Source organism: Dyadobacter sp. BE31 (assembly GCF_031457695.1).
Taxonomy (GTDB): domain Bacteria; phylum Bacteroidota; class Bacteroidia; order Cytophagales; family Spirosomataceae; genus Dyadobacter.
The window spans coordinates 1272869-1298040 of sequence record NZ_JAVDXA010000002.1 but is presented as its reverse complement, the minus strand read 5'-3'; the positions used below and the strand labels follow the sequence as shown (position 1 = coordinate 1298040).

Annotated in this window: 27 protein-coding genes; 20 read left to right on the top strand and 7 right to left on the bottom strand. The window is 50.0% G+C overall.

Features of this window, described 5'->3' with window-relative positions:
- Positions 1 to 22 precede the first annotated feature (22 nt).
- Positions 23 to 1327, top strand: a complete 1305-nt coding sequence (locus tag J2Y43_RS14055; protein ID WP_309983605.1) for a Gfo/Idh/MocA family oxidoreductase — start codon at positions 23 to 25, stop codon at positions 1325 to 1327.
- A 149-nt stretch (positions 1328 to 1476) separates the two neighbouring features.
- Here J2Y43_RS14055 and J2Y43_RS14050 read toward each other — a convergent pair whose 3' ends face one another.
- Together J2Y43_RS14050 and J2Y43_RS14045 are read right to left on the bottom strand one after the other, a co-directional pair.
- Positions 1477 to 1833: a hypothetical protein gene (locus tag J2Y43_RS14050; RefSeq protein WP_106598356.1), complete on the bottom strand. Its 357-nt coding sequence runs from the start codon at positions 1831 to 1833 to the stop codon at positions 1477 to 1479.
- Positions 1834 to 1994: 161 nt separating this feature from the next.
- Positions 1995 to 2321 carry a tetratricopeptide repeat protein gene (locus J2Y43_RS14045; RefSeq protein WP_309983602.1) on the bottom strand — a complete coding sequence of 109 codons (327 nt, stop codon included), beginning with the start codon at positions 2319 to 2321 and terminating at the stop codon, positions 1995 to 1997.
- Positions 2322 to 2415: 94 nt separating this feature from the next.
- On the opposite strand from J2Y43_RS14045, the gene J2Y43_RS14040 reads away from it, so the two are divergent.
- From J2Y43_RS14040 to J2Y43_RS13980, 13 genes are all read left to right on the top strand, one after another.
- A complete protein-coding gene (locus J2Y43_RS14040; RefSeq protein WP_309983600.1) occupies positions 2416 to 3153 on the top strand; it encodes an electron transfer flavoprotein subunit beta/FixA family protein in 738 nt (245 codons plus the stop codon).
- 37 nt (positions 3154 to 3190) lie between these two features.
- Complete coding sequence (locus J2Y43_RS14035; RefSeq protein ID WP_309983598.1) at positions 3191 to 4165, top strand: electron transfer flavoprotein subunit alpha/FixB family protein; 975 nt, start codon at positions 3191 to 3193, stop codon at positions 4163 to 4165.
- Between the two features lie 295 nt (positions 4166 to 4460).
- On the top strand, positions 4461 to 5054 hold the full coding sequence (locus J2Y43_RS14030; RefSeq protein ID WP_106598360.1) for a bifunctional nuclease family protein: 594 nt from the start codon (positions 4461 to 4463) through the stop codon (positions 5052 to 5054).
- 129 nt (positions 5055 to 5183) lie between these two features.
- Positions 5184 to 6062 carry a permease-like cell division protein FtsX gene (locus J2Y43_RS14025; RefSeq protein ID WP_309983594.1) on the top strand — a complete coding sequence of 293 codons (879 nt, stop codon included), beginning with the start codon at positions 5184 to 5186 and terminating at the stop codon, positions 6060 to 6062.
- Positions 6063 to 6140: 78 nt separating this feature from the next.
- Positions 6141 to 6356, top strand: a complete 216-nt coding sequence (locus J2Y43_RS14020) for a DUF3098 domain-containing protein (RefSeq protein WP_309983592.1) — start codon at positions 6141 to 6143, stop codon at positions 6354 to 6356.
- Positions 6353 to 7129: an undecaprenyl-diphosphate phosphatase gene (locus J2Y43_RS14015; RefSeq protein ID WP_106598363.1), complete on the top strand. Its 777-nt coding sequence runs from the start codon at positions 6353 to 6355 to the stop codon at positions 7127 to 7129. The genes J2Y43_RS14020 and J2Y43_RS14015 overlap by 4 nt, the downstream gene beginning before the upstream one ends.
- Before the next feature lie 140 nt (positions 7130 to 7269).
- Positions 7270 to 7971: a tRNA pseudouridine(55) synthase TruB gene (gene truB, locus J2Y43_RS14010; RefSeq protein WP_223400320.1), complete on the top strand. Its 702-nt coding sequence runs from the start codon at positions 7270 to 7272 to the stop codon at positions 7969 to 7971.
- On the top strand, positions 7968 to 8894 hold the full coding sequence (locus tag J2Y43_RS14005; RefSeq protein ID WP_309983588.1) for a bifunctional riboflavin kinase/FAD synthetase: 927 nt from the start codon (positions 7968 to 7970) through the stop codon (positions 8892 to 8894). The genes truB and J2Y43_RS14005 overlap by 4 nt, the downstream gene beginning before the upstream one ends.
- A 143-nt stretch (positions 8895 to 9037) precedes the next feature.
- Positions 9038 to 10417 (top strand): mercuric reductase, encoded by a 1380-nt coding sequence (locus J2Y43_RS14000; RefSeq protein ID WP_309983586.1) that lies wholly within the window; start codon positions 9038 to 9040, stop codon positions 10415 to 10417.
- Positions 10418 to 10534: 117 nt separating this feature from the next.
- Entirely contained in the window at positions 10535 to 11296 is a 762-nt protein-coding gene (locus tag J2Y43_RS13995; RefSeq protein WP_309983584.1) for an ABC transporter ATP-binding protein, read from the top strand.
- The gene (locus tag J2Y43_RS13990) at positions 11296 to 12873 is read left to right on the top strand and encodes an ABC transporter permease/substrate-binding protein (protein ID WP_309983582.1); all 1578 of its coding nucleotides are present in this window, start codon (positions 11296 to 11298) and stop codon (positions 12871 to 12873) included. Before J2Y43_RS13995 ends, J2Y43_RS13990 begins: the two co-directional genes overlap by 1 nt.
- Positions 12854 to 14011, top strand: coding sequence for an ergothioneine biosynthesis protein EgtB (gene egtB / locus J2Y43_RS13985; RefSeq protein ID WP_309984270.1), 1158 nt, complete (start codon positions 12854 to 12856; stop codon positions 14009 to 14011). Before J2Y43_RS13990 ends, egtB begins: the two co-directional genes overlap by 20 nt.
- Before the next feature lie 10 nt (positions 14012 to 14021).
- Positions 14022 to 14966 carry an L-histidine N(alpha)-methyltransferase gene (locus J2Y43_RS13980; protein ID WP_309983579.1) on the top strand — a complete coding sequence of 315 codons (945 nt, stop codon included), beginning with the start codon at positions 14022 to 14024 and terminating at the stop codon, positions 14964 to 14966.
- Positions 14967 to 15030: 64 nt separating this feature from the next.
- Here the strand turns inward: J2Y43_RS13980 and J2Y43_RS13975 are convergent, their stop codons facing one another.
- Positions 15031 to 15672 (bottom strand): hypothetical protein, encoded by a 642-nt coding sequence (locus tag J2Y43_RS13975; protein ID WP_309983577.1) that lies wholly within the window; start codon positions 15670 to 15672, stop codon positions 15031 to 15033.
- A 69-nt stretch (positions 15673 to 15741) separates the two neighbouring features.
- Complete coding sequence (locus tag J2Y43_RS13970) at positions 15742 to 16488, bottom strand: GNAT family N-acetyltransferase (RefSeq protein WP_309983573.1); 747 nt, start codon at positions 16486 to 16488, stop codon at positions 15742 to 15744.
- A 196-nt stretch (positions 16489 to 16684) separates the two neighbouring features.
- Here J2Y43_RS13970 and J2Y43_RS13965 point away from each other — a divergent pair, with 196 nt between their 5' ends.
- The 6 genes from J2Y43_RS13965 to J2Y43_RS13940 all read left to right on the top strand — a co-directional run bounded on the left by J2Y43_RS13965 (position 16685) and on the right by J2Y43_RS13940 (position 23858).
- Positions 16685 to 18988, top strand: a complete 2304-nt coding sequence (locus J2Y43_RS13965; RefSeq protein ID WP_309983571.1) for a glycoside hydrolase family 95 protein — start codon at positions 16685 to 16687, stop codon at positions 18986 to 18988.
- Between the two features lie 105 nt (positions 18989 to 19093).
- Entirely contained in the window at positions 19094 to 19612 is a 519-nt protein-coding gene (locus J2Y43_RS13960; RefSeq protein WP_309983570.1) for a DinB family protein, read from the top strand.
- 148 nt (positions 19613 to 19760) lie between these two features.
- Entirely contained in the window at positions 19761 to 20384 is a 624-nt protein-coding gene (locus J2Y43_RS13955) for a hypothetical protein (protein WP_309983568.1), read from the top strand.
- Between the two features lie 287 nt (positions 20385 to 20671).
- Positions 20672 to 22051 carry a site-specific integrase gene (locus J2Y43_RS13950; RefSeq protein ID WP_309983565.1) on the top strand — a complete coding sequence of 460 codons (1380 nt, stop codon included), beginning with the start codon at positions 20672 to 20674 and terminating at the stop codon, positions 22049 to 22051.
- Between the two features lie 833 nt (positions 22052 to 22884).
- The gene (locus J2Y43_RS13945; RefSeq protein ID WP_309983563.1) at positions 22885 to 23364 is read left to right on the top strand and encodes a hypothetical protein; all 480 of its coding nucleotides are present in this window, start codon (positions 22885 to 22887) and stop codon (positions 23362 to 23364) included.
- Positions 23365 to 23450: 86 nt separating this feature from the next.
- The gene (locus J2Y43_RS13940; RefSeq protein ID WP_309983561.1) at positions 23451 to 23858 is read left to right on the top strand and encodes a hypothetical protein; all 408 of its coding nucleotides are present in this window, start codon (positions 23451 to 23453) and stop codon (positions 23856 to 23858) included.
- A 45-nt stretch (positions 23859 to 23903) separates the two neighbouring features.
- On the opposite strand, the gene J2Y43_RS13935 is transcribed toward J2Y43_RS13940, so the two are convergent.
- From J2Y43_RS13935 to J2Y43_RS13925, 3 genes are read right to left on the bottom strand one after another with little or no spacing between them, the layout of a single operon-like run.
- On the bottom strand, positions 23904 to 24350 hold the full coding sequence (locus J2Y43_RS13935; RefSeq protein ID WP_309983559.1) for a M15 family metallopeptidase: 447 nt from the start codon (positions 24348 to 24350) through the stop codon (positions 23904 to 23906).
- Positions 24347 to 24928 carry a hypothetical protein gene (locus J2Y43_RS13930; protein WP_309983557.1) on the bottom strand — a complete coding sequence of 194 codons (582 nt, stop codon included), beginning with the start codon at positions 24926 to 24928 and terminating at the stop codon, positions 24347 to 24349. Before J2Y43_RS13930 ends, J2Y43_RS13935 begins: the two co-directional genes overlap by 4 nt.
- A gap of 7 nt (positions 24929 to 24935) precedes the next feature.
- Positions 24936 to 25148, bottom strand: a complete 213-nt coding sequence (locus J2Y43_RS13925) for a hypothetical protein (RefSeq protein ID WP_310226527.1) — start codon at positions 25146 to 25148, stop codon at positions 24936 to 24938.
- Positions 25149 to 25172 lie beyond the last annotated feature (24 nt).

Below are 25172 nucleotides of genomic sequence, written 5' to 3'. Positions count from 1 at the left end.
AACAAAACCGGAACATACCTTTATGGATCGCAGAACATTTATTGAAAAATCGGCGCTGGCCGGTGCGGCATTCTCCTCGCTTCCGCTGCTGACCGCGTTGAAACGCGCCTCGCCCTATCGCACGGCCCTCATCGGCGCAGGCTGGTGGGGCACGAATATCCTCCGCTGCGCCATCCAGGCAGGCGAATCGAAACTGGTGGCATTGTGCGACGTGGATCAGAACCAGCTGAAAATCTGCTCCGAAGTTTTCTCCAAACTTACCCCGGACAAGCCGAAGCTCTACAAGGATTACCGCGAAATGCTCGCCAAAGAAAAGCCCGAGATCGTGATCGTGGCTACGCCCGATCACTGGCATGCATTGTGCTGCATTGCCGCCATTGAGTCCGGTGCGCATGTGTATGTAGAAAAACCCATTTCACATACCATTAAAGAAGGCCGCGCGATGGTGAATGCCACGCGCAAGCACGGGCGCATTGTGCAGGTGGGCACGCACAGGCGGGTGTCCCCGCATAACGTGTCGGGAATGGAGTTCCTGAAATCGGGTAAGGCCGGTAAAATCGGGATGGCGCGGGCATTTGTACATTATGGCGGCGGCCCGGGCCAGAAAACGCCCGACGCAGAGCCGCCGCAAGGCCTCGATTGGGATTTCTATTGCGGACCGGCACCATTGGTACCATACAATAAGACGATCCACCCGAAGGGTTTCCGGAACTACCTCAATTTCGCCAATGGTACCCTCGGCGACTGGGGCATTCACTGGCTCGACCAGGTACTGTGGTGGTCGGAGCAGAAATATCCGAAGAAAGTGTACTCTACCGGAGGCCGCGCGATCCGCCAGGACAATACCGACGCACCCGATCACCAGGTAGCGGTTTACGATTTCGACGGTTTCACATTGGAATGGGAACACCGCAACTTCGCGGCTAACAATGCCGAAAAAACACATCCTGGTCAGGCCGTGGGCGTGTATTTCTATGGTACCGAAGGTACATTCCACATGGGCTGGCTCGATGGCTGGACCTTCTACCCCACCAATCCGAACAAACCGGTGATTCATCAGGATGCCCAGCTCAACAAGCCCGACGACCAGAATATTCAGCAGCTTTGGGCCAACTTCCTCGAATCCATTAAAAGTAACAAACCTCCGATTTGCGAAATTGAAGTGGGACAGCGCTCCACGAATGTGGCGTTGTTGGGGATGCTTTCCTACAAACTGGGAAGGAGCATTATTTGGGATGGCGAAAAAGAAATCATTCCCGGAGACCACGAAGCGAACAAACTACTGAGCCGCAACTACCGCGGAGAGTGGAAATATCCGCAGGTGTAAAGGTTGTCATTTGTGGTCAGGGATTGTCAAGTGTAGTCATTTATAGTCGGGTATTGTCATTCTATTAAATCTTTGACTATTCTTGACAACACCTGACCACACATGACTAATCTTGACTACACCTGACCATTCTTGACCCCAAACGATCGCTAGTCAATCTTCACGACTTCCGCCGGAATGTTATATTGATCAACCGCTTCGCGCGCAAAGCGGACGTGCCCGCGTGGAGCCATCAGGTACAGTTTCGCACCTTTCATTCCCGCCAATTCACTGAGCAGCTTCCATTTGGAAATATGACCACGCATCTGGTCTGTTTTAATGCAAACTTCCAGATAATGCCTGTTGAACATGTTCACGCCCGTCACGTCGGGCGTAAAACGGGTGTTGTCGGCCGCCCTTTCGTAGGATTTGGGCGTTTCATACCCTTCCATATTAGCCTGGATTTCCTTGAACCCGTGCGATTTTGCCCACTTTACCACAAGCGGGATGAATGCTTCTTTTTCCATAATGAACATGAATAGTTTTCTGCTCTAAAACCAGCAGTTTCTACAATATAAATCTTGACTGAGCAGAGGGGATATAACAGGAGCGATATTCCCGGTGGAGCAGGATCTTGATGAAAGATAGCCAATTTTCCGCAAAACTGCAAGCCTCACGCGTGGCCGGATCAGTCATCCAGTTCATCCTTGAAATTATTGTAGGCCGAAAGCAATTCGCGGTGTGTTTTGGCATTCTTCTGAGTAAGTGCCAGTTCCACTCCCTTCTGATAAATTCCCTCAGCTTTTTCCACGTTTTCCAATGCAGCAAAAAATGCGCCAGCGTGGTAATAAGTCGGCAGATAATCGGGATGTTTTTCGAGGAGCAGATCGAAAAAGCGTTCCGCTTCTTTCAGATCTGACTTGGAATATTCGATCGCCAGTGCGTAGGCATTGAACGGGTCGGCCGGGTCTTCTTCGTAAAAAGCGAGTAAATTGGCTAGTAAGGAGTTATTCATCGATATTATTATGCTTGCATACTATTTACTTTTCCCTTAATTTGCCCGGGTAAAGTTATTCTCATCAAACGTAAAGATAAGTAACCATACCATCATGAAAATACTCGTTTGTATAACTAATGTCCCCGATACAACCGCCAAGATAAGCTTCACCGACAACGACACCAAACTGAACAAAAACGGTGTGCAGTTCATCATCGGTCCTTACGACGACTACGCGCTCGCCCGCGGCGTGGAGTTGAAAGAGCAATCCGGGGGCAACCTTACGGTGCTGCACGTGGGCGAGGCCGACGCCGAGCCGCAGATCCGCAAAGCGCTCGCGATCGGTGCCGATGATGCCATCCGCGTGAATGCCGATCCGCAGGACTCTTATTTCGTAGCGGCTCAAATCGCACACATCGCCAGCCAGCACAGCTACGACCTCATTCTGATGGGTCGCGAGTCGATTGATTACAACAGCGGCGTGGTACACGGGCTGGTAGGCGAAATGCTGGGTATCCCCTCCTATTCGCCGGTCATGAAGCTCGATCTGGAAGGCAATACTGCCACCATCACCCGTGAGATCGACGGCGGCAAAGAAGTACTCAAAGCGCCGCTGCCCCTGGTTTTAGGCTGCCAGGAGCCGATCGCCGAGTGGAAAATCCCTAATATGCGGGGTATCATGACGGCCCGCACCAAACCATTGAATGTGGTAGAACCCGTTTCCGTCGACGATATGACGGTACCGCAAACGTATCAGCTGCCCGCGCCGAAAGGTGCCTGCAAAATGATCCCGGCCAGCGAAGCGGAAACGCTTATTAAACTGCTGCAAACCGAGGCAAAAGTGCTGTAATGCGCGGCTTATTTTTCACATTCAAACGAAAACGATCATGTCAGTCCTTATATATGTAGAACTCGATAACGGTTCCATTAAGAAAACATCACTGGAAGCGGTGGCTTACGGTGCTAAAGTAGCGGAAAAAACCGGCGGCCAGGCCGTGGTACTTGCGTTGGGCAAAGCCGATAATGCAGAACTTGAAAAGGCCGGGCAATATGGTGCCGCCAAGGTGCTCCATGCCGCCGATGCCAAACTGGAACACGAAAACAGCCTCGCCTACGCGGACGCGCTCGTACAGGCGGTTGCGCAGGAAGGCAGCAAAATCATTATCCTTTCCAAATCCGGCCTCGGCGATGCCATGGCAGCCCGAGCGGCCGCGAAACTGAAAGCAGGCATCGTGTCCGGCGTGACGGCATTGCCCGAAACCGATGGTGGTTTCAAAGTGACGCGGAGCATTTTCACCGGTAAAGCATTCGCCACGACGGAAATCAAGTCGGATATTAAAGTGTTGGTGATCCGCAAAAACGCCATTGAAATAGATGAAGCGAGTCTTGCCGGCGGTAATGCAGCGGTAGAAGCTTTTCAACCTGCATTGCGTGACAGTGATTTCACGGCCAGTGTCGTGAGCGTCGAAAAGGCGGACTCGGAACTATCGCTTACAGAAGCCGAGATCATCGTATCCGGCGGACGCGGTATGAAAGGCCCCGAGCATTGGCAGCCGCTGATCGACCTCGCCAAAGCATTGGGTGCGGCAACCGGCTGCTCCAAACCCGTTTCCGACCTCGACTGGCGCCCGCACCATGAGCACATCGGGCAGACCGGTATCAAAGTGGCTCCGAACCTCTACATCGCCTGTGGCATTTCCGGCGCGATCCAGCACCTGGCAGGCGTAAACGGCTCCAAATGCATTGTCGTGATCAACAAAGATCCCGAAGCGCCGTTCTTCAAAGCGGCCGACTATGGCATCGTAGGTGATGTTTTTGAAATACTGCCTAAGCTGACAGAAGCGGCAAAAAGCCTCAAATAGTGGCTTCAAGGCTCTTTTTTTCAAATTCATTGAAATAACAAGACACAAAAAAGGGGCTTAAAATCAATTGATTAACCCATTTTGGTTTTTGCCCCGCCGACAGGCGCCGAATCTTAACCCTTACAGCATTTTTTTATGCAGTAAGGGTTATTTATTTTTGCACCTTTGATCCCGCCAATGGCGCTTTTCAAACAGGAACACTTTAAAGGGTTTACTTGTTAATTCGTTGAAAATCAAGAATCAGCCCAAAGACCATTCACCACGACTGTTAACCATTTGCGCATTTAATTTAAACGTGAAAAAAATTAAGTTAGAAATTCTGGGGCTTTCACCAAGCCAATCCCAAGCCGGTTCGTTTGCATTGGTACTTGGAGAAGAACTAGGCAACCGCAGGCTGCCTATTATTATTGGCGTATTCGAAGCACAAGCCATTGCCGTCCAGATTGAAAACATAGTACCTAACCGCCCGATGACGCACGATCTCTTCAAATCGTTCGCCGACGGCATGAATTATACATTGAAAGAGATCGTCATTTCCGATCTCAAAGAGGGCATTTTCTACGCCAAAATCGTTTGTACCGATAATCTTCGTGAAGTAGAGATCGACGCCCGCCCGTCGGACGCGATCGCGATCGGCCTTCGTTTCGACATTCCTATTTATACCTACGAAACCATTCTGTCCGAAGCAGGTATCGTGTCCAGCTCTGTGACAGAGGAAGAAGATGAGGACGAGGATGCCGTTCGTGAAACTATCCGTCCTTCCGGCTCAAAGGATTCGCTCCGCGACCTTACCTACGATGAGCTGCAACGAATGCTGGACGATGCCCTTTCGAAAGAAGACTACGAGAAGGCCGCCAAGATCCGCGACGAAATGGGACGAAGGAACTAAAACCGCCTTTATAGTTAAAAATAGTTAAGGATTGTCCCCAAAAGGGCTGTTTTGAAATTTTAATCCTTATTTTTGCCCGGGTCGTATTCCAGAAAACAGAACCAACGACGAGCGAAATCCTACGCTGTTATGCCTAAAAAAAAGAAGATCGGGAGCTACCCCAACGCAATGATCGTCATGAGCCTCACGGCTGCATTGTTTCTGATCGGTTTTTGCGGACTCCTGGTGATCCAATCCAAAAAGCTGGTTTCCATTATTCGCCAGAACATCGAGGTGCGGGTGTTTATCGACAAGCAAGTCTCCAAAGCCGGACAGGATTCGATCCTCCATATTATCCAGGCAAAGCCATTTGTCTTAAAATCCGCTGAAACAAAAGCCATTACATTCGTTTCAAAAGAAGAAGCCGCCAAAGAATTCATCGAAGGCACGAAGGAAGACTTCGGCTCTTTTCTCGGTGAAAATCCATTGCGCGACAGCTACCGGGTGAAAATCCAGGAGGACTATTTTGAAGAAGCCAAGCTGCAACAGATCAAGAAAGAGCTGGACCAGGTGAAGGGTGTGTATGAGGTAGTGTACCAGGAAGATCTGGCCGACAATATCAACCGCAACGTAACGAAGATTTACATCGTACTGGCAAGCTTTGCATTAATCATGCTGATTATCATCGTATTGCTGGTCAATAACACCATCAAACTGGCTATTTACTCACAGCGCTTCCTGATCCGCAGTATGCAGCTCGTGGGCGCTACCAATGGGTTTATCCAGAGACCTTACGTAATGCGCGGCGCGATTCAGGGGCTTATCGGCGGTGTTATCGCTGCGATCCTGCTGATCGGCCTGCAACAACTGGCGATCCGTAACGTGGAAGGGCTTGCGCTGTTACAGGAATACGACAAGATCGTGATCCTCATAGCTTCTGTGCTTGGCCTCGGTGTCGCTATCGGTATAGCGAGCACCTACCAGTCGCTCGCGCGTTACCTGCGCATGGCGCTCGACGATCTTTATTGATTTGTCTCATGCAAGGCCCGCGCGGCCCGCTCATTCCTCTTTCAGACATTCTAGAACAGTAACCGATAAATAAACGTTATGAGTACTTCAAAAAATGAACTTCCATTTTCATCATCGAACTACACGATGATGCTGGTCGGTATTGCGGTGATCCTCGCAGGCTTCCTGATCATGACTTTCGATAGCGAAGAGTTTGGTTTCGGCTTCCTGGGCCTTACCCTCGGCCCCATTATTACCATTGCGGGCTTTATCATCGAGTTCTGGGCGATCCTCCGTAAACCCGCTAATTCATGAGTATCTGGCAGGCGATCATTCTAGCAATTGTTGAAGGAATTACCGAGTTTTTGCCCATCTCTTCTACCGGGCATATGATCATAGCCTCCTCGTTCATGGGGATCAGCCATCTGGAATTCACCAAAATGTTCACGGTCAATATCCAGTTCGGGGCTATACTTTCCGTACTCGTACTTTACTGGAAGCGTTTTTTCCAGACTACCGATTTCTATTTCAAACTTTTCGTGGCATTTCTGCCGGCAGCTGTCATTGGCTTCCTGCTGAACGATTTCATCGACGCATTGCTCGAAAACGTGTGGGTGGTGTCGATCTCGTTGCTCCTCGGAGGTTTTGTACTAATTTTCATCGACCGCATTGCAAACGATACGCGTGAGAAGGTGATTACCTTTCCGACCGCGTTGAAAATCGGGTTTTTCCAGTGTATAGCGATGATTCCGGGCGTTTCTCGTTCGGCTTCGACGATCATCGGTGGGATGCTCAATGGCTTGTCGAGAAAACAGGCTGCTGAATTCTCGTTCTTCCTGGCTGTTCCTACGATGGCTGCCGCAGGAGGTTACAAGCTGCTGAAAACTTACGATACCATTCAAAAAGAAGACATTCAGACGTTGCTGATCGGAAATGCAGTCGCATTTGTGGTGGCTATGCTGGCGATCAAGTTCTTCATCAGCTTCCTGACGAAATACGGTTTTAAAGTTTTTGGTTATTACCGCATTATCCTCGGCCTGATCCTGCTCGGCTTGCTGGCATCGGGTTATCAGCTGGATGTTGTTTAGAAATTGACGACCGACCACCGACTGCGTATGGTTACGGCTAGCTGTGAATCAGGCAGGCTTATCTAAAATCAAGTTTATACATAATACTGTACTCGGCGGTCGGCGGTCAATCGTCGGCCGTCAAACATTTTCCACCAAATTTGAACCAACAAGAAAACATACCCGACGAAGGCGAGGTCATTTTGATTGACAAGCCTTTGACGTGGACTTCATTTGATGTGGCCAACAAGCTTAAAAGGGCTTGCAAATTCAAGAAAATAGGCCATGCAGGTACATTAGACCCGCTGGCTACCGGGTTGCTTATCCTTTGCACCGGTAAGAAAACCAAGCAGATCGATAGCTTTCAGGCGCAGGAAAAAGAGTATACCGGCACGTTGGTGCTAGGCAAAACGACGCCTTCCATTGACCTCGAAAGCGATTTCGACGCCGAATACCCTATTGACCACATTACGCCGGAAGTACTCGAAAATGCGCGCCGGCAGCTTACCGGCCATATCGAGCAGATTCCCCCGCTTTTCTCCGCCATTAAAATCGACGGAGTGCGTGCGTACAAGCTCGCGCGGCGAGGCGAGGAGGCCGAGATCAAGAAGCGCCCGGTGGAGATCAAGCTGTTTGAAATTGACGCTACCCATTTTCCTTCCATCGATTTTAGGATCATTTGTTCAAAAGGTACTTATATTCGCAGTATGGTTCGCGATTTCGGCGAGCTGGCGGGCAGCGGCGCTTACATGAGCAAGCTCTGCCGGACCAGGATCGGGGATTTCGAACTGAAAGATGCGTGGGAGCTGACGGCTTTCATCCATCAGAAACGAGTAGCGTTGAATTTGGAAGTTGACGAATGAACATTTATCATAGCCTGGATTCCTTTCAAAAACTGGAATATGGCGTCGTAACCAGTGGCACTTTCGACGGGGTGCATCTGGGACATCAAAAAATACTAACCCGTCTGAAAGAAATTTCCGGGCAATCGGGTGGTGAATCGGTGGTATTGACTTTCTGGCCGCATCCGCGCACGGTGGTGTCGGAGGACAGCCAGGACCTGCAATTGCTTTCCACAATCGAGGAAAAAATAGAGCTGTTTGCCAAACTGGGCATTCAGCACCTGGCGATCATCCCTTTCACACGCTCTTTTTCCGAGCTCACTTCCGATGCGTTTATTAAACAGATCCTGGTGGAAAAAATCGGGACCAAAAAGCTGGTGATCGGCTACGACCACCGTTTTGGCCGCAACCGGGAAGGAAGTTTCGAGTTCTTGCAGAAAAATTGCTCCGAGTACGGTTTTGAAGTGGAAGAAATTCCCAGGGAAGATATCGAACACATGGCGATCAGCTCTTCACGCATTCGTAAGGCCTTGATTACCGGGCACATCCATGAAGCCAACGAACTACTGGGCCGCCCCTATTCGCTTTCCGGAACTGTGGTGAAAGGGAAACAGCTCGGCCGCACAATCGGCTTTCCGACGGCGAACCTGTACGTGCATGAGCCCTACAAGCTGATCCCGATGAATGGAGTCTATGTGATCCACGCGGTTTACGAAGGCCAAGTATTCAAAGGCATGCTTAATATTGGTGTGCGGCCCACCGTGGACGGTACCATCCGGACAATCGAAGCGAACCTGTTCGATTTTGACAAAGAAATTTACGGCGAGGATCTCAAATTGGAATTGCTTCATTATCTTCGTCCGGAACAGAAATTCGAGGGGCTCGATATGCTCGTCAAACAGATCGGAATAGACAAGGAAAATACCCTCACCTATTTCGGCTAATCCATCCGAACTCTTTTTCCTACTCATACAGTTTGCTTTTGCGAAAAGCGTGCCCTACCCGGCACGCTTTTATTGTGCCTATACGTAAAATCCGGGTCGGAGCTGCTTTCTGTTACAGGTTCCTACTGCCAATCCTTTCCCTTATGAGACATTACGACGCTATTGTAATCGGTGCGGGCCAGGCGGGCACGCCGCTTTGCCGCAAACTGGCCGAATCGGGTTTAAAAACGGCTTTAATTGAAAAAAGATGGGTCGGTGGGACCTGTGTGAACGACGGCTGCTCTCCCACCAAAGCCATGGTGGCATCCGCAAAGGCAGCGTGGTCGGCGCGGCATAACGAAACCCTGGGCGTGAGCGTAGGAGGCATCACGATCGATTTCGACGAGATCCTCGACCGCAAAAACAGCATTGTGCACACCATGCGCGGCAGCTCCGAAAAGCGTATCCTTAACACCGCCGGCCTCGACCTGATTTACGGTACGGCCCGGTTCACTGGTCGAAAGGAGGTTACCGTTTCGTTAAAGGATGGCGGCAGTGAAACACTCACGGCAGACAAGTTCTTCCTCAACACCGGCCTCCAACCCGTCATACCCGACATCGAGGGCATTCACAGCATCCCATATCTCACTTCCACCACCATTATGGAGCTGTCTGAGATCCCCGAGCATCTCCTCATTCTCGGCAGCGGGTACATTGCGCTGGAATTCGGCCAAATGTTTGCACGCTTCGGCAGCAAAGTGACGATCGTCGAGCGTGCCAAAAGGATCTTAAAAAAAGAGGACGAAGATATCGCCGAAGAAGTCGTGAAAATCCTAGCCCGGGAGGACATTGAAATACTCACCAATACGGAGGCTATTCAATTTGCGCAAAGCGGGCACATTATCGCCGTCGCGCTTGAAACCGAGGGGCGTAGAAGCCAGCGCTCGTACACGCACGTACTCGTAGCCGCGGGACGCAAGCCCCAGCTGCAAGAGCTTGGGTTGGAAACAGCGGGTGTTGCCCTGGACAAAAAAGGGTATATTCAGGTAAATGCGCAGCTCGAAGCCACGGCGGAAGGTGTTTACGCATTAGGCGATGTGAAAGGCGGCCCGGCTTTTACGCATGTTTCCTATGACGATTACCGGTTGATCATTCAGCATGTTGTTGAGCAAAAACAAATCAGTATTGCGGACCGGTTGGTGCCATATTGCATGTTCATGGACCCGCAACTCGGCCGTGTGGGTATTACGGAGCAGGAGGCGCGGGAAAGAGGGTTCGATATAAAAGTAGCCGTATTGAAAAACGACAGCGTCGCAAGATCGATCGAAACCGGGGACGAACGGGGCATGATGAAGGCGATTGTGGATGCTCAAACGGGCAAAATCCTTGGTGCGGCGGTACTGGCAGAGCAAGGCGGCGAGATTGTAACGATCCTGCAAATGGCGATGATCGGGGGCATCACTTACCAGCAGATCCGGAATGGCGTGTTCGCTCATCCCACGTACGCAGAATCGTTGAACAATCTTTTTATGACGCTCGATTAATGGTCGGCTTTTTCCCTTTTTTCGGTAAAAATGGATCGTTTTCCGGCTGATTTACGTACAAAAAGAATATGCAAATCCATTTTGCAAACCTGAACCACGTACCTGTTAGCAAACGTCATGATCATTGCCGACCACATCAGCAAGCATTTTAATGGTATTGAGGCAGTTAGGGATGTTTCCTTCCGGGTGGAAGAAGGCGAGACCATGGTACTGCTGGGTACCAGCGGCTGCGGGAAAACGACGACGTTGAAAATGCTCAACCGGTTGATAGAACCCACTTCCGGCCGGATCGAGATTTGGGGCAAAAACATATCCGAAGAAAAGCCGGAAATGCTGCGCAGGTCGATCGGGTATGTTTCTCAAAACAATGGGCTCTTCCCCCATTACACGGTGGCCGAAAACATCGCAGTTGTGCCGAAACTGCTCAACTGGCAGCCCGGTGACATTCAGGAGCATACTACGCGCTGGCTCGAACAGCTGAAACTTCCCGCGCATTTCAAAAACAAATATCCGGGTGAACTGAGCGGAGGACAACAGCAGCGGGTAACCATTGCCCGCGCATTGATAGCCGACCCGCCGGTACTGCTTCTCGACGAGCCCTTTGGCGCGCTCGATCCCGTGACACGCACCAGCGTGCGGAAGGATTTCGCAGAGCTGCCCGCACTGCAACGGAAGACCGTCTTCCTCGTTACCCACGACGTGCAGGAAGCGCTTCAAATGGGTGATCATATTTGTCTGATGGACAACGGCAGCATTGTACAGCAAGGCAAGCCGGGCGATCTGCTGCTCAGGCCTGTGAACGAGTTCGTACACGCTTTCCTGGGCCAGCAGCTCGACGATATTTCCCGCATTTACGAACGCATCAGAGCACAGGGATAATGGAAGAGCAACAGTCACTTTGGGATTTTATGGCGCAGCAATCGGGTAAGCTGTGGAGCCAGACTGTGGCCCACATCGGCCTCACCTGCATTTCACTGCTCATTGCGATTGCCGTGGGGCTACCGCTGGGGATCTGGATCGCGCGGCGAAAAAAAGCTGCGTGGCTGGTACTTGGCATTGCCGGCGTGCTGCAAACCATTCCTAGCATTGCATTGCTGGGTTTTATGATCCCGCTGTTGGGTATTGGGGCCCTACCCGCCATTACTGCGCTGTTTCTCTACGCATTATTGCCCATTATCCGCAATACCTACACCGGTATCACGGGTGTTGATCCGGCCATTACCGAGTCCGCCAGGGGCATGGGGATGAACCCGTGGCAGATATTGACCAGTGTGGAGCTGCCGCTCGCGATGCCCGTCATTCTAGCAGGGATCCGCACCGCCACGGTCATTAATGTAGGCGTCGCGACACTGGCTGCTTACATTGCGGCAGGCGGTTTGGGCGAATTCATTTTCGGGGGTATTGCATTGAATAATACACAAATGATCCTGGCGGGGGCCATTCCGGCCGCATTGCTGGCCGTTTTGTTCGACTTTCTGTTATCGTTACTTCAAAAGACAGGTTTGAGAGGCATGCGTAAAATGCCCGTCTTGCTGCCTGTTTTGCTGCTATTACTCTCCTCCTTTTACCTGATTCCTTACACGAAAGGCAATTTGCTCGCCGGTTTTACGCCCGAATTCATGGGTCGGGAAGATGGTTATTTAGGTTTAAAATCTAAGTACGGGCTGGATATTCCAACCGTCGTGATCAGCGACGCTGTGATGTACAAGGCCGCGTTTGAAGAAAAACTGGACGTAATCAGTGGGTACAGTACCGACGGCCGGTTGAAAGCATTCGACCTCGTAACACTGCACGACGACCAGCATATTTTCCCGCCCTACTATGCCGCACCCGTGGTACGGAGCGAGGTGCTTCGGCAATACCCGGAATTGCAGCCCGTTTTGGAGCAATTGTCCGGTTATATCAATGATTCGGTTATGACGGAGCTGAACTACCGCGTCGATTACCTCAAACAGGCCCCCGATCGCGTTGCCCATGATTTTCTGGTCTCTAAAAACCTCTACCAACCACCCGGCAAAGGCGGCAAAGGCACCGTTCGCCTCGGTTCGAAGATTTTCGCCGAGCAGTACATTCTCATCCAAATGTACAAGGAGCTGATCGAAGGCAATACCGACCTGAAAGCCATCACCAAAACCGGCCTCGGCGGCACGAAAATCTGTTTCGACGCATTGACCAACGCCGAAATCGACCTATACCCCGAATACACGGGCACGGGTTTGCTTGCCATCCTCAAACCCGGTCGCGAACAGCTGGCAAAGCTCGGCGGCGATCGCGAGCGGGTTTATGATTATGTTAAAAATGAATTTCTAAAACAATACAAGCTGCAATGGCTCCGGCCGATCGGCTTTAATAATGCTTACGCGCTGATGATGCGTCGCGCGCAGGCACAATCCTTGAATATCCAAACCATCACCGATCTGAAAAACTATGCAACTAATGGAAGCCACCGGCATTAGGGAAGCATTTCACAATGTCAGAAAGCATTCGGAACACATTTGCGCACCGCTGGAAACGGAAGACTACGTGCCGCAGCCCGTCGCGTTCGTCAGCCCGCCCAAGTGGCATCTGGCGCACTCGACGTGGTTTTTTGAAACCTTCATCCTCAAACCCCAGGTACCTGACTATCGCGTTTACGATCCCGATTTCAATTACCTGTTCAACAGCTACTACAACAACGTAGGAGAGCGTACGCTCCGCACCGACCGTGGAAATGTGACGCGCCCCACTACCCAGGCCGTCTACGCCTACCGCCGGTACGTCGACGCGCAAATGGACGCCTTCCTCGAAGACCTCACCGACCCGGAGATCCTGGCGCTGGTAGAACTTGGCTTGCACCACGAACAGCAGCATCAGGAACTTCTGATCACCGACATCAAGTACATTCTCGGGCATAACCCGCTCTTTCCGGTTTACCGCAAGGGGCAGAATATGGTCGACGGCCGCAATACCGAAACCGGCTTCCTCGCCATTCCCGAAGGCATTTACGACATCGGGCATCACGGCGAAGGTTTTTGTTTCGACAATGAACTCGGCAGGCACAAAGTGTATCTGCACGACTTTGAAATCGCGAAAGGGCTCGTTACCAACGGCGAATACATCGAATTTATGGAAGCCGGCGGTTACCAGGATTTTAACCTCTGGCTGGATGAGGGCTGGTCGTGGGTAAATCAAAACCACATTACAGCCCCGATGTACTGGCACCTGATCGACGGTGAATGGCATTATTTTACATTGGAGGGATTGCAAAAGGCGGATCCCGAAGCAATCCTCAGCCACATCAGCTTTTTCGAGGCCGCCGCATTTGCCCAATGGAAAGGAATGCGGTTACCTACCGAATTCGAATGGGAAATCGCATCGGCCAACCTCGACTGGGGCCAGCGCTGGGAATGGACCAACAGCGCCTACCTGCCCTACCCGGGCTTTTCCAAAGCACCAGGCGCCGTGGGCGAGTACAATGGCAAATTTATGGTGAACCAGATGGTGCTTCGTGGCGCATCGGTGGCTACTTCGCCCGGGCACGCCCGTAAGACGTACCGTAATTTCTTTCACACACACGAGCGCTGGCAATACACGGGCATCCGGCTGGCGCGATAAATCGATAGTTATGACAGACGTACAAACTTTTGCCAGAGACATCCACAAGGGATTGTCCGCACCACAGAAACACATTTCGAGCAAGTATTTTTACGACGATATCGGCAGTGGGATTTTCCAGGATATCATGAAAATGCCGGAGTATTACCCCACGCCATGCGAATTCGAGATCTTATCGCTGCAAGGGGACAATATTATCCAAAAACTCGCATTCAACGGACCGTTCCAGATTGTGGAATTCGGTGCGGGGGACGGTATCAAAACACGGCAGTTACTGAAAAAGCTGGTCGAGCGGCAGGTTGATTTTACCTACGTGCCTATCGACATTTCTTCCAAAGCCATTGAGGAGTTGACGGCCAATATGCACGCCCATTTGCCTGGTTTGAAGATCAGCCCGATGATCGGCAATTACTTTTCGATGATGGAAGAGCTGGCCGCATCGGGTGTGCCAAGTCTGCTGCTTTTCCTCGGCGGTAACATCGGCAATTATGAAGCGCACGAGGTCAATAGCCTGCTCGCCGATTTCCGCAAATGCATGAACCCGGGCGATTACCTGCTCACAGGCTTCGATTTGCAAAAGAACCCCGCCACTGTCCGCTGTGCTTACGACGACCCCAAAGGAATCACCAAGGCATTCAATATCAATTTATTACACCGAATCAACCGGGAATTGGGCGGCAGTTTCAAAACCAACCAGTTCGACTTCTACTCGCATTACAATCCCGTCAATGGGGAGGTAAGGAGCTACCTCGTAAGTCTGGTACCGCAAAAAGTACACGTACGGCACACTGATAAATGCTATGATTTCGACCGCAACGAGCTGATCTGGACCGAGCTTTCCAAGAAGTATACATTATCCGAAATTGAAAAGGTGGCCGCGGCCAACGGTTTCCGGGTAGTAGAGCATTTTCAGGACTGCAAGGCCTATTTTACGGATAGTCTGTGGACAATATAAAAAGGGGCCTGGACTTCTGAATGTCCCGGCCCCTTTCCATTAAATGTGAGCAACTCGATATCCGTTAGTTGCTCGATACAAACTTGTTGAAGCGGCTTTCTTTGCCATCAGCCGTTTTTTCCTGGTACAGGAATTCCAGTTTGCTTTCGTCGAATTTCTGAAAGAAATCCTCCCAGCTGATTTCCTCCAACGAATCCTCACCGCTGTATCCTGGAAAATCGATGCGCAGGATGCCGCCTCCATCTTTTTTCTTCGCGGTTCCCTTCACCATCGAAGGTACGCCGCCGCGCTGCTCCACCCACGCCCGGATCGTGTCGTGATCGCGCGTCGAAGTATTGGATCCGGAACTGCCTGACGATTTTTTCGAACCGGCAGATTTGCTATCCGACGTCTTAGCGCCGGCTGACTTCGATCCGGCCGATTTGGAGCTTGCCGATTTTGCATTCGCTGATTTCGTACTATCTGATTTGGTACTACCCGATTTAGATTCGGATTTCGCTCCGGTCGCTTTTTTACCGGCAGCACGTGCGGCGGCTGTCGTTTCGGCGGCTGTTTTTTTAGTAGCGGATGCCTTCGAAGGCGTCGATTTTGTACTGCCCTTGGTAGCCTTGGTGGCTGTACTTTTCATGGAAGCGCTTTTTTCCGAGGCGCCCGATTTCGTTTTAGAAGCGGTTTCTTTGGTATTGCCCTTTGTTGTAGTAGCCATGGTTTCAGTTGTTTGATTTGAAACCCATTAGCTTCAAAAAGCGTGCCGTACGTCGCGCACCGCACCTTCTCAATCTTCCAAAACCCGTATCGCCCCTTTCAGCCGGAAACCACATACCCGCATACCGGCCTTCTCCAAAGTGGCCTGGGAAATGCGATTGCCGATATTGCAGCGCGCGGCGGGCATGCGGCCCATCCGGTATGCGATGCGTTTCAGTTCCTGCACAATATACGTCGCGTAGCCTTTTTCGCGGTGCGTTTCGCGCGTCTGCATATAAATGTCGGCATAAGGAATGTTGTAATTGAGCATCAGGCCGCCGCTCGCAACGATTTCGCCCCCAGCCTCTACCACGTATTCGCTATCGTCGCCATTCATGGGGTCGTGCTCGGAGCGTTTGCGAAAAATGGCGCCCGGTATTTCGAAGGAAGTCTGGAAACCGTCCTCAAAAAGAATAGCTTCCGCGAAAGAATTTTCACAGAAACGGTACAGCATCGTGGTCAGGAAAATGTCGTTGCTCTGGCTTTCGATCCAGATCGCCTTGCAATGCATTTGAAATTCCTCGAAAACAACGCTGGCATGTTTGCGGTAAGGCGGCAGCAGATAAAATTCGAAGATCGTGTCGCGGTCCTGTCGGCGATCGGTGCCCCAAACGGAACCGTAACCGACACGAACATTGTCGATCCGAAACAGCCAGGTATCGGCCCAGCCGTAGTCGTGGCACTTGTTGCAGACAAACTGGAAGTTGTTTTCGTGCAGGAACATCGTGCGAAGGTCCCTGATCCCATCCAGCCCGATTTTAGAAATACTAACTCGCATAGTGTGGCACGCAAAGTGTGGGGGTAAGCGGGTAATAAGGTAGTATAATGGTATGAAAAAAACTAGCCGTATTGCAGGAAATACTATGCTTTACCGGCCTTTTTTGTACGGGCAATGCCGCCAAAAACACGTCAGCAAGGCAGCAGTAATGCTTTTTGCTAAACCGACATTTCTATTCACTATATCCAAAACCGGCATGAAGCCTCTAATTCAGACCGTTACATTACTTACATTCATCATCTTCAAATGCCATGCGCAGGGCAACAGTAACACAAAGCTTTGGTATAAACAACCTGCGAAGCAATGGGAAGAAGCGCTCCCGATCGGCAACGGCGCGTTGGCGGCCATGATCTTCGGCGGCGCGGAAACCGAGCAGATTCAGTTTAACGAAGAAACCTTATGGACCGGCGAGCCAAGAAGTTACGCACACAAGGGCGCTTCGGCGCACCTGGGCGAGATACGCCGGCTTTTGAACGAGGGTAAACAAAAAGAAGCCGAAACACTGGCCAATGCGGAATTCATGAGCCAGCCTATGCGGCAAATGGCGTATCAGGCTTTTGGGGATGTATATTTAGACTTTCCGGGCCACGGGCAACATACTGCATATGTGCGGGAGCTTGACCTCCGGGACGCCACTGTCAAAAGCAGTTACCAGTCTGGCGGCGTGCGCTATACGCGCGAGGCTTTCGCGAGTTATCCGGCCAAAGCGATTTACTACCATATTAACAGCTCGCAGAAAGGCAGGCTGGATTTTTCGGTCAGAATGGATGCCATTCATGCGAAAAAGGAAGTGAATATGGGTGAAAAACAGCTTGAACTGGAAGTGTATGTTGACAAAGGTGCGTTGTTCGGCATTGCCAAACTGAAAGTAATAACCGACGGAACAGTAAAACAAGCTGATGGAAAACTGGTGGTTTCAAATGCAACGAATGCCACGCTGGTACTCGCTGCGGCAACGAACTACATCGATTACAAAAATACAGGCGGTGATCCCGGTGCAAAAACGGCCGAAGTGCTTCGCAATGCACCCGCATTTGAGAAGGCATTTGCAGCGCATTCAGCCGACTACGAAAAACTCTACAACCGCTTTAATTTAACATTACCTCCAAGCAATACCTCGGCCCTGCCTACCGACGAGCGCCTGAGCCAGTTCAAGAAAAACCCCGACGACCCGGCGTTGCTTGCATTGTATGTCCAGTTCGCGCGGTACCTGCTCATCGCGAGCAGCCGGCCGGGAACGCATCCCGCCAATTTGCAAGGCAAATGGAACCACAAGCTCAATCCATCGTGGGATAGCAAGTACACCGTGAACATCAACACCGAAATGAACTACTGGCCAGTCGAGATGACCAACCTCAGTGAATGCCATGAACCGCTATTCCAAATGGTGAAGGAAGTTTCTCAAACAGGAGCAGAAGTAGCGAAAGAGCATTACAATGCCAGAGGCTGGGTTTTACACCATAATACCGATGTGTGGCGCGGGGCCGCGCCTATTAATGCATCCAATCACGGTATTTGGGTAACGGGTGGCGCGTGGCTCAGCCTGCATTTGTGGGAACACTATCGGTTCACGCAGGATAAGGCGTTCCTGCAAAACACGGCCTATCCGTTAATGAAAGGTGCGGCCGAGTTTTTCCTCGATTTTTTGGTTAAAGATCCTAAAACAGGTCTCTTAATAAGCTCTCCATCCAATTCTCCGGAAAACGGTGGGCTGGTGGCCGGTCCGACAATGGACCATCAGATCATCCGGGCGTTGTTCAAGGCTTGCATTGAAACGGCTGACATTCTAAAAACGGATGCCGCATTTGCCCAAAAACTGGCTGAAACCAGCCGGCAGATCGCGCCGAACCACATTGGCCGCTACGGACAGTTGCAGGAATGGATGACGGACATCGACGATACAACCAGCCATCACCGCCATGTTTCGCATCTGTGGGGCGTGTACCCCGGTGAAGAGATCACGCCAACCGCAACGCCCGAGCTGCTTAAAGCGGCCATGAAATCGCTCCATTACCGCGGCGACGATGGTACCGGATGGAGTTTGGCGTGGAAAATCAACTATTGGGCACGGTTCCTGGATGGCGAACATGCTTATACGATGATCCGCAAACTTTTCAATCCGGTGTATGATGCCGGCCAGAAAATGAGCGGCGGAGGCTCCTACCCCAACCTGTTCGACGCCCACCCGCCCTTCCAGATCGATGGCAACTTCGGCGGCGCTGCCGGTATCCTCGAAACATTGGTGCAAAGTCATTTGGGAGAGATCAATGTGCTTCCTGCGCTGCCCGGCGCATTGCCGGAAGGGCGCATCAGCGGGCTATGCACGCGGGGTGGTTTTGAAATGGATATGGAATGGAAAAATGGCAGACTTACCGCCCTCACCGTCCGCTCGAAAGCCGGCAACGCTTGCAAACTGCGCTATGGCAACAAGGTGGTATCGGTGAATACCATGAAGGGCAAAACGTACCGTTTCGGGCCGGATTTGAAGGTTTTGAAATAAAATCGACTTTTTTCGGCGGCGCGAAAATGCTGCTGACATACTGCTGTCACTCGGCGATGTTTAGTTTGTAATGTAATCAAACAATAAACTTTAAAAACCTTTGACATGGAAACTAACAACACCGCACAAGAACTGGCAGCTCCCACAACCGTTATTACTGCTGAGGCACTTCTGGAACATTGGCAGGGCCACCGTCGCGTCAGCCGGAAGGTTATCGAGGCATTTCCTGAGGATCAGTTTTATACTTTTTCGATCGGCGGCATGCGTACTTACGCCCAGCTCACCATGGAGATGATCGGTCTGGCCGCTCCCGGTATCCGTGGTATCGCATTTGGCGACTGGACATTCAGCGAGCCGGTGCTCGATCACTCGACTCCCGCTCCGGCCACCAAAGCGGAGGTGCTCAACCTGTGGGACCTGGTAACCGACTACATTAACACGCTGTGGCCGCAAATTCCCGCACAGCGCTTCAACGAGGTAGAAGCTGCCTTTGGAATGTACGAAAACACGATCTATAATACGATCCTTTACCTGATCGACAACGAGGTCCACCACCGTGCGCAAGGCTATGTGTACCTCCGCGCGCTGGGCATAGAGCCGCCATTCTTCTGGGACCGCGCCTAACAGCCGATAAATTCAGCCCCATTTCCCTCTCTTCCGGGTATGCACCAGCACCCCGCAGGAAAGGGAATGGGGCTTTGATTTTCATGGAATGGTTTTAGTACCTACCTTAGCGCCATTGAAACAATTGAATTTGAGAACTATGCCGCACATGAAATCCAAAGTACTGACGGTAGCCGCCACTGCGGGCCTGCTGTTTACCATGAACAATGTCAACGCGCAGGTTAGACAACCCGCGCCAACGGGGCAAGTCCCGAGAGCCTATTCAGGTGCCCAGTCTGCCCCTGCCGCGACTTTCAAACCCAAACCTACCGGCCAGATAGCGCCTGAGGCACCCGGACAGCTTGGTACCATCGTGCAGCCCGCTCCGGCTGTCGCACCCGTTCAGAGGGTGTCGGATGTGCAGGACCTGGGATTTGAAGTGAACTCGCGGCCCGTTACCCAGCAGGGAACGGTGCCCAAAGTGAATACCTCCCAAGACCCGCGGACAATGCCCGAACGCTACCAGCCTCAGGTGATCCAGCAGCAATCTGCCGCCACTCAGGTTCAGCAAGTGCAAATGCAGCAGGTTCCTTCGAATGGGACGCCCAGCGTGGCCACGCCCACAGGAACATACGCACCCGCAACACAAACGTCGCCCTTGCAAGGCAGTACCCAACCCGTTACCGGACAGACCGTGCCACAGCAAGGCCAGGTTAACACACAACCGGCGGCATCTCAGCCGACCCAGTACAGCGCTCCCAAAGCCGCGCACCAGCGCGTGGATCCGAAATAGCCCAAACCCCGGTCTTTCCGGGGTTTTTCATTTCTTCGGTATTTTATGCCCGGTGCCAGCACTTCCTTTGGCACAATCACACCCGTAACTTTGCCATACGATAATATCAGGTATTATCACGCATCAAAAATCAAATAAATACCTAAAAATCAATCACTTGATAGTTTTAGTGCATGTTCAGTTATAACGGGTGTATGCACAATTATCAACCTTTCATTGTGAGTTTCATTGTGATTTTCATTGTGAGTTTTTTGTGATAGATTTGTTATCACAAAGCCTCCAAATGTATGAAATTACCTACTGTAGCCATATTTTTCGACAAGCGCCGGATCAAAGAAGGACACGCGTCAGTAAAGTTATCGGTCTATTACAATGCGAAACAGAAGCAGTTTTCCACCGGACTCATTCTCACAGACGAACAGATCGAGTTTTTAAACAAGCACAAATCAGGTCTGACGGGTAAGGTGCGCGATGAGAGCCTTCGAAATCTTTGGAACAAAATCTACGGTCGTGAATATTTTGATGAGCTGACAGGAGATAAAAAGGATTCTTGGCTTCGGAGAGCTCAGATCGCAATCTCGAAAATCGAGCATAGATTTTCTTTCGAAGAATTCCAGGCACTGCTGCTGACGGAGAGGCACGATCCTGCCGTATTTCCAAATGATTTGATAGTTGCATTACGAGATCAAGAAAAATTGCTTTCTGATCAAGAAAACTATACTCGCGCCACTATCTTTCGATCTGCCGCGAACAGCATCGAAAGATTCGTCACGGACACCGGTATAACTAATAAATCGAATCCCAAAGTGCCCTTCTTCTTAGTTAATAAGGATTTTTTGAAACGGTACGAGAAATACCTACTTGACAATGGCGGGTTTCGACCATTGACAAAAACGAGGAGACCCGTAGGACAGACAACCGTTTCGTTTTACATGAGTGGAATCAAGAAAGTTGTCAACGAAGCTATAAAGGCCAAAATCCTCCCAAAAGAAGATTATCCATTTGGAGGAGAAGGATATCGCATCCCCAAAGGCAAAAATACAAAGAAGGCTCTACCGAGCGACGTTATTTCGGCGGTACTAGGGTATTCAAGCAAGTTCACCAGAAGGAACTACGCAATGGACGTATGGAAATTCTCGTACTTCTGCGGGGGAATGAATATGGCTGATTTAGCTCGACTTAAATGGAGGAACGTAGACTTAATAAACAATCAGGTCTCCTTTATCAGGCGAAAGACTCGAACCACCAAGGAAAATGCTGGGCAAGAAACGGTTATATCATTAATGCCGGAAGCGTTGGAAATCATCAGAAAATGGGGGCGGCCAAACGAAGACCAGGATGATTTTATCTTTCCTGAACTAAGTCTTGGCATGAATGAAAAGCAAATTCATTTAGCAATCTATAGTCTAACCCGCCGCGTTAACCGGATGCTAGTCGTGATACTTAAAGAACTCGGAATCCAAGCGAAAATTAGAACTTATGAGGCTAGGCATAGCTATGCTACCACCTTGGCGCGCGCGCAAGTCCCGTTGGCCTTTATTTCACAGGGGCTAGGCCATTCTAGCCTCGCAACCACCGAGAGGTATCTCGGATCGTTTGAGTACGAACAAACACAGCAGTTCCTCAGCGCGCTGATCCCTAAAAAACAAGAAAGCCAGGAGCTATAGAATCCTGGCTTTATTTATTACTCCTCTGTCTGTGAGAAGTCTCACCTGACTTAATGTAAAATTAGCAAATCCTTACTGGCAACAAAAATGCACTCCGGATACCAGAGTGCATTTGTTAGCATACCAACGAATAGTGGTGGAGTTTGTACGTTTCATGTCGATACACAATACTTATGCCAAACAAAAACGTCAGCAACTACAAGCCACTGACGTTCATACCAGACTGAACAGTGTACAAAAACATGTACCATAAGCAACGTAAAGTTACATTTTTCCACAAAACACAAAAAAAGCCAGGAGTTATAGAACCCTGGCTATCCGTAATACCCCCTCTAAAAGTGATTGTTCACTATAAGTGACCGAAGGTAGCGCTTTTATCGGCATAACCGCCAATAAATCGTAAATTGGTCAGCCTGGCTACTTTGTAGGCAGATTGATTTGCAGCACACCGGCGCATTCGTAATGGATGGGTAGTCCCACGGAATAGGTAAGATCCTCGGCCATGACCGGGGAGACGAGAATTCGACCCTCTCATGCCTCGGGTGCTGTTTCCTGTGCAACCACAACGTATATAGCACTCACCATGAACTATTATTATATGTCTCGACAAATCAAGCACTTGTATACAAATTTGTATACAGACACGTTCACAATCGACTGACGTTCAATAATTTAATATTAACTTTTTTGATATTAAAGTGAGTAAAAAATCTCACTTTTGCGTTCCTTTAAGAAAATAACTCTAAAAGAGTTTTACTTGTGACGAAAACCCCACGCATATTTTGTTGAGCGTCGGAAGTTACAACAACACTAAATCGATACATCTCCATCTAATGATGACATCTGAAATCACCGAAAGCAACAACGCGACCGCATGGATAACTGAGGCGATAGCAAGTTTGTATGTGGATCAGACAGCTCTTGAACTTGGTGTGGCTAGTGAAAATAAAAAGGCACTTTATAACCGTTTAGCTGCGGGAGACCACAGGAAAATAATCCTCGAAGCAGCAGAACAGGTTAAAACTGACCAAATTAGACCACTTTTGGGAGATTACCTATCAAACCTTAGGAATTACTCGGAACAACCTTTTAACACATTTGCTGTTGAAATTGGGTCATCAGACATATCCTTTTGGATTGAAGTAGAAGAGTATTCTAAAGAACTTGAAAGGGACCTTATTATTGCCGAAGCTAAGACTAATGCGAAGTACACCGGAATGGGCTTCCATCTGTATAGCACCATAGTTGAAGCTTGCGATAACCTACCGGTTCCCCCAAATTTTCAAATTTTGTTCTCCGCAAAAGACGTCTGAAATTGGTATCTCAGTCTGACTACGTACAACAGTCCCTACGCAATTTAAAATTTCTAGAAAACGTTAACAGCTCAATTGTTGAGTCAATGGACTGGCAAGTAACAACCTGCTTTTATGCAGCGTTGCATCTTATGAATGGTCATCTTTCATCTTTTGGAGTGTTCCATGCAACCCATGTACAGATGGACAATGCGCTAAACCCCTACATACTGACGTCTCCAACGAAACTTCCAGAAGATGCTTACGTGGCTTATAGAAGCTTATCTGATTTATCAAGAAGATCCAGATATTTAGTTCAGGTAACGGGTGGCAAGGTGATTGAATCTGACAGGCCCGCACTGATTCACTCGGTGCACTTGGCGCGCGCAATTAGGCATCTCGATACCGTTATTGGATTTTACTGCAAAGCCCATAACGCGAAATTTGATTCCATAAAAGTGCGTTGTGTAGATCTAAAATCATCTGAAAACTTCAATTACTTCGCAATACAATAAATCAGGGGCCATAAGCCCCTTTTTTACTATAAACTAAATCGAATGTCAAAAGCCTTCCCATTGGAAGTGCATCCCATCTTTTGAGGCAGGCGACCAGTCGGCACCGCAGATCCAGCCGTTATCCCGCCATACTTGCAGGAATTCTTTGGACCAGGTAACCGAGCCTCGGAACGGGTTCCACTTCGCATTCAGGTCAACGGCAATGCCCCATGCATGCGTTGAAATGCCAGAGCTCCCGCGCTTCGGTCTGATGTTGAAACATCCGTCCCAAGATTTGATTTCCGTGTGTAAGCCGAGAGCAATTAGTTTCCTCAGTGCTTTCTCCAACGGAGCCAGGATTAACCGGTTCAAATAGATTTTTGCAGGCATACATGGAATTTCTGTCCGGATATCCGCCGGCACGATCCAAACCTTCATCCATTTATTTTCGAATGGCAAGCGGTTAATCTCCGGGTTGCCAAATTTGGCAATTAGTTGCGCTTGCGTTTTCATGGCGTCACCTCCTTCTCCTCATCCTGAAAACTCAGTAAATCCTTAAAATCGCCGGTTTTACGGTATTTGCGAAACGGTGCGCTAAATGCTTTCGGCAGGAGACCTGGCATTATCTGGTCCACCAAATCACAGGACTTTATAAAATAGTATGTGAACATGATGGCGTATCCTGCGAACATGAAGTATAGAGCGACTCCGGGCACTTCCATTGCTCCGGGCACCGCCTCGGTAACCACCTTAAATATTACTGTTATGACTAGCGATGCGGCGTAACCCAAAAAGATCACAGAAAACATTACTATGAATTGGACGACAGTTTTTTGAAGAAAAATATCGGCCTTTGCCTCCCCATCTTTTACGTGTTTCGCGAGACCACACACGGTCATAACGAAAAAGCCCGCCCCGACGGCAGCAGCAAGCATACCTGTCAAATCAGAGCGGTAAGAAAAAACCTGAATTATGCCGACAGTTGACGAAGACAGGATTAACAGCGCGGGGCTTGTGACCATCGATTTGATGATCAACCAGACAGAAGCGAAAAGGCTACCGATTATATTTAATTGTTCTTGAAATTTCATGTAAATGCTATTTACGGGCCCGGAGCCCTGTTAATAATCCTGTTCCGTAGCCGGTGCCGAATCCCCACTTGAATCCTCGCCAAAATCCATTTTCTTGTTTCGCTTTGCGGACCTGGGCTTCAAAACTTTGTTTCTGCACCGCAGTTTGCAGGTTTTGCAGGCGCACGGCTGCTCGTAACTCTTCAATTTCTTTTCCTTGGGACTCATAGGCCGTTTTCAATGGGATAAATACCAGTTTCAACTT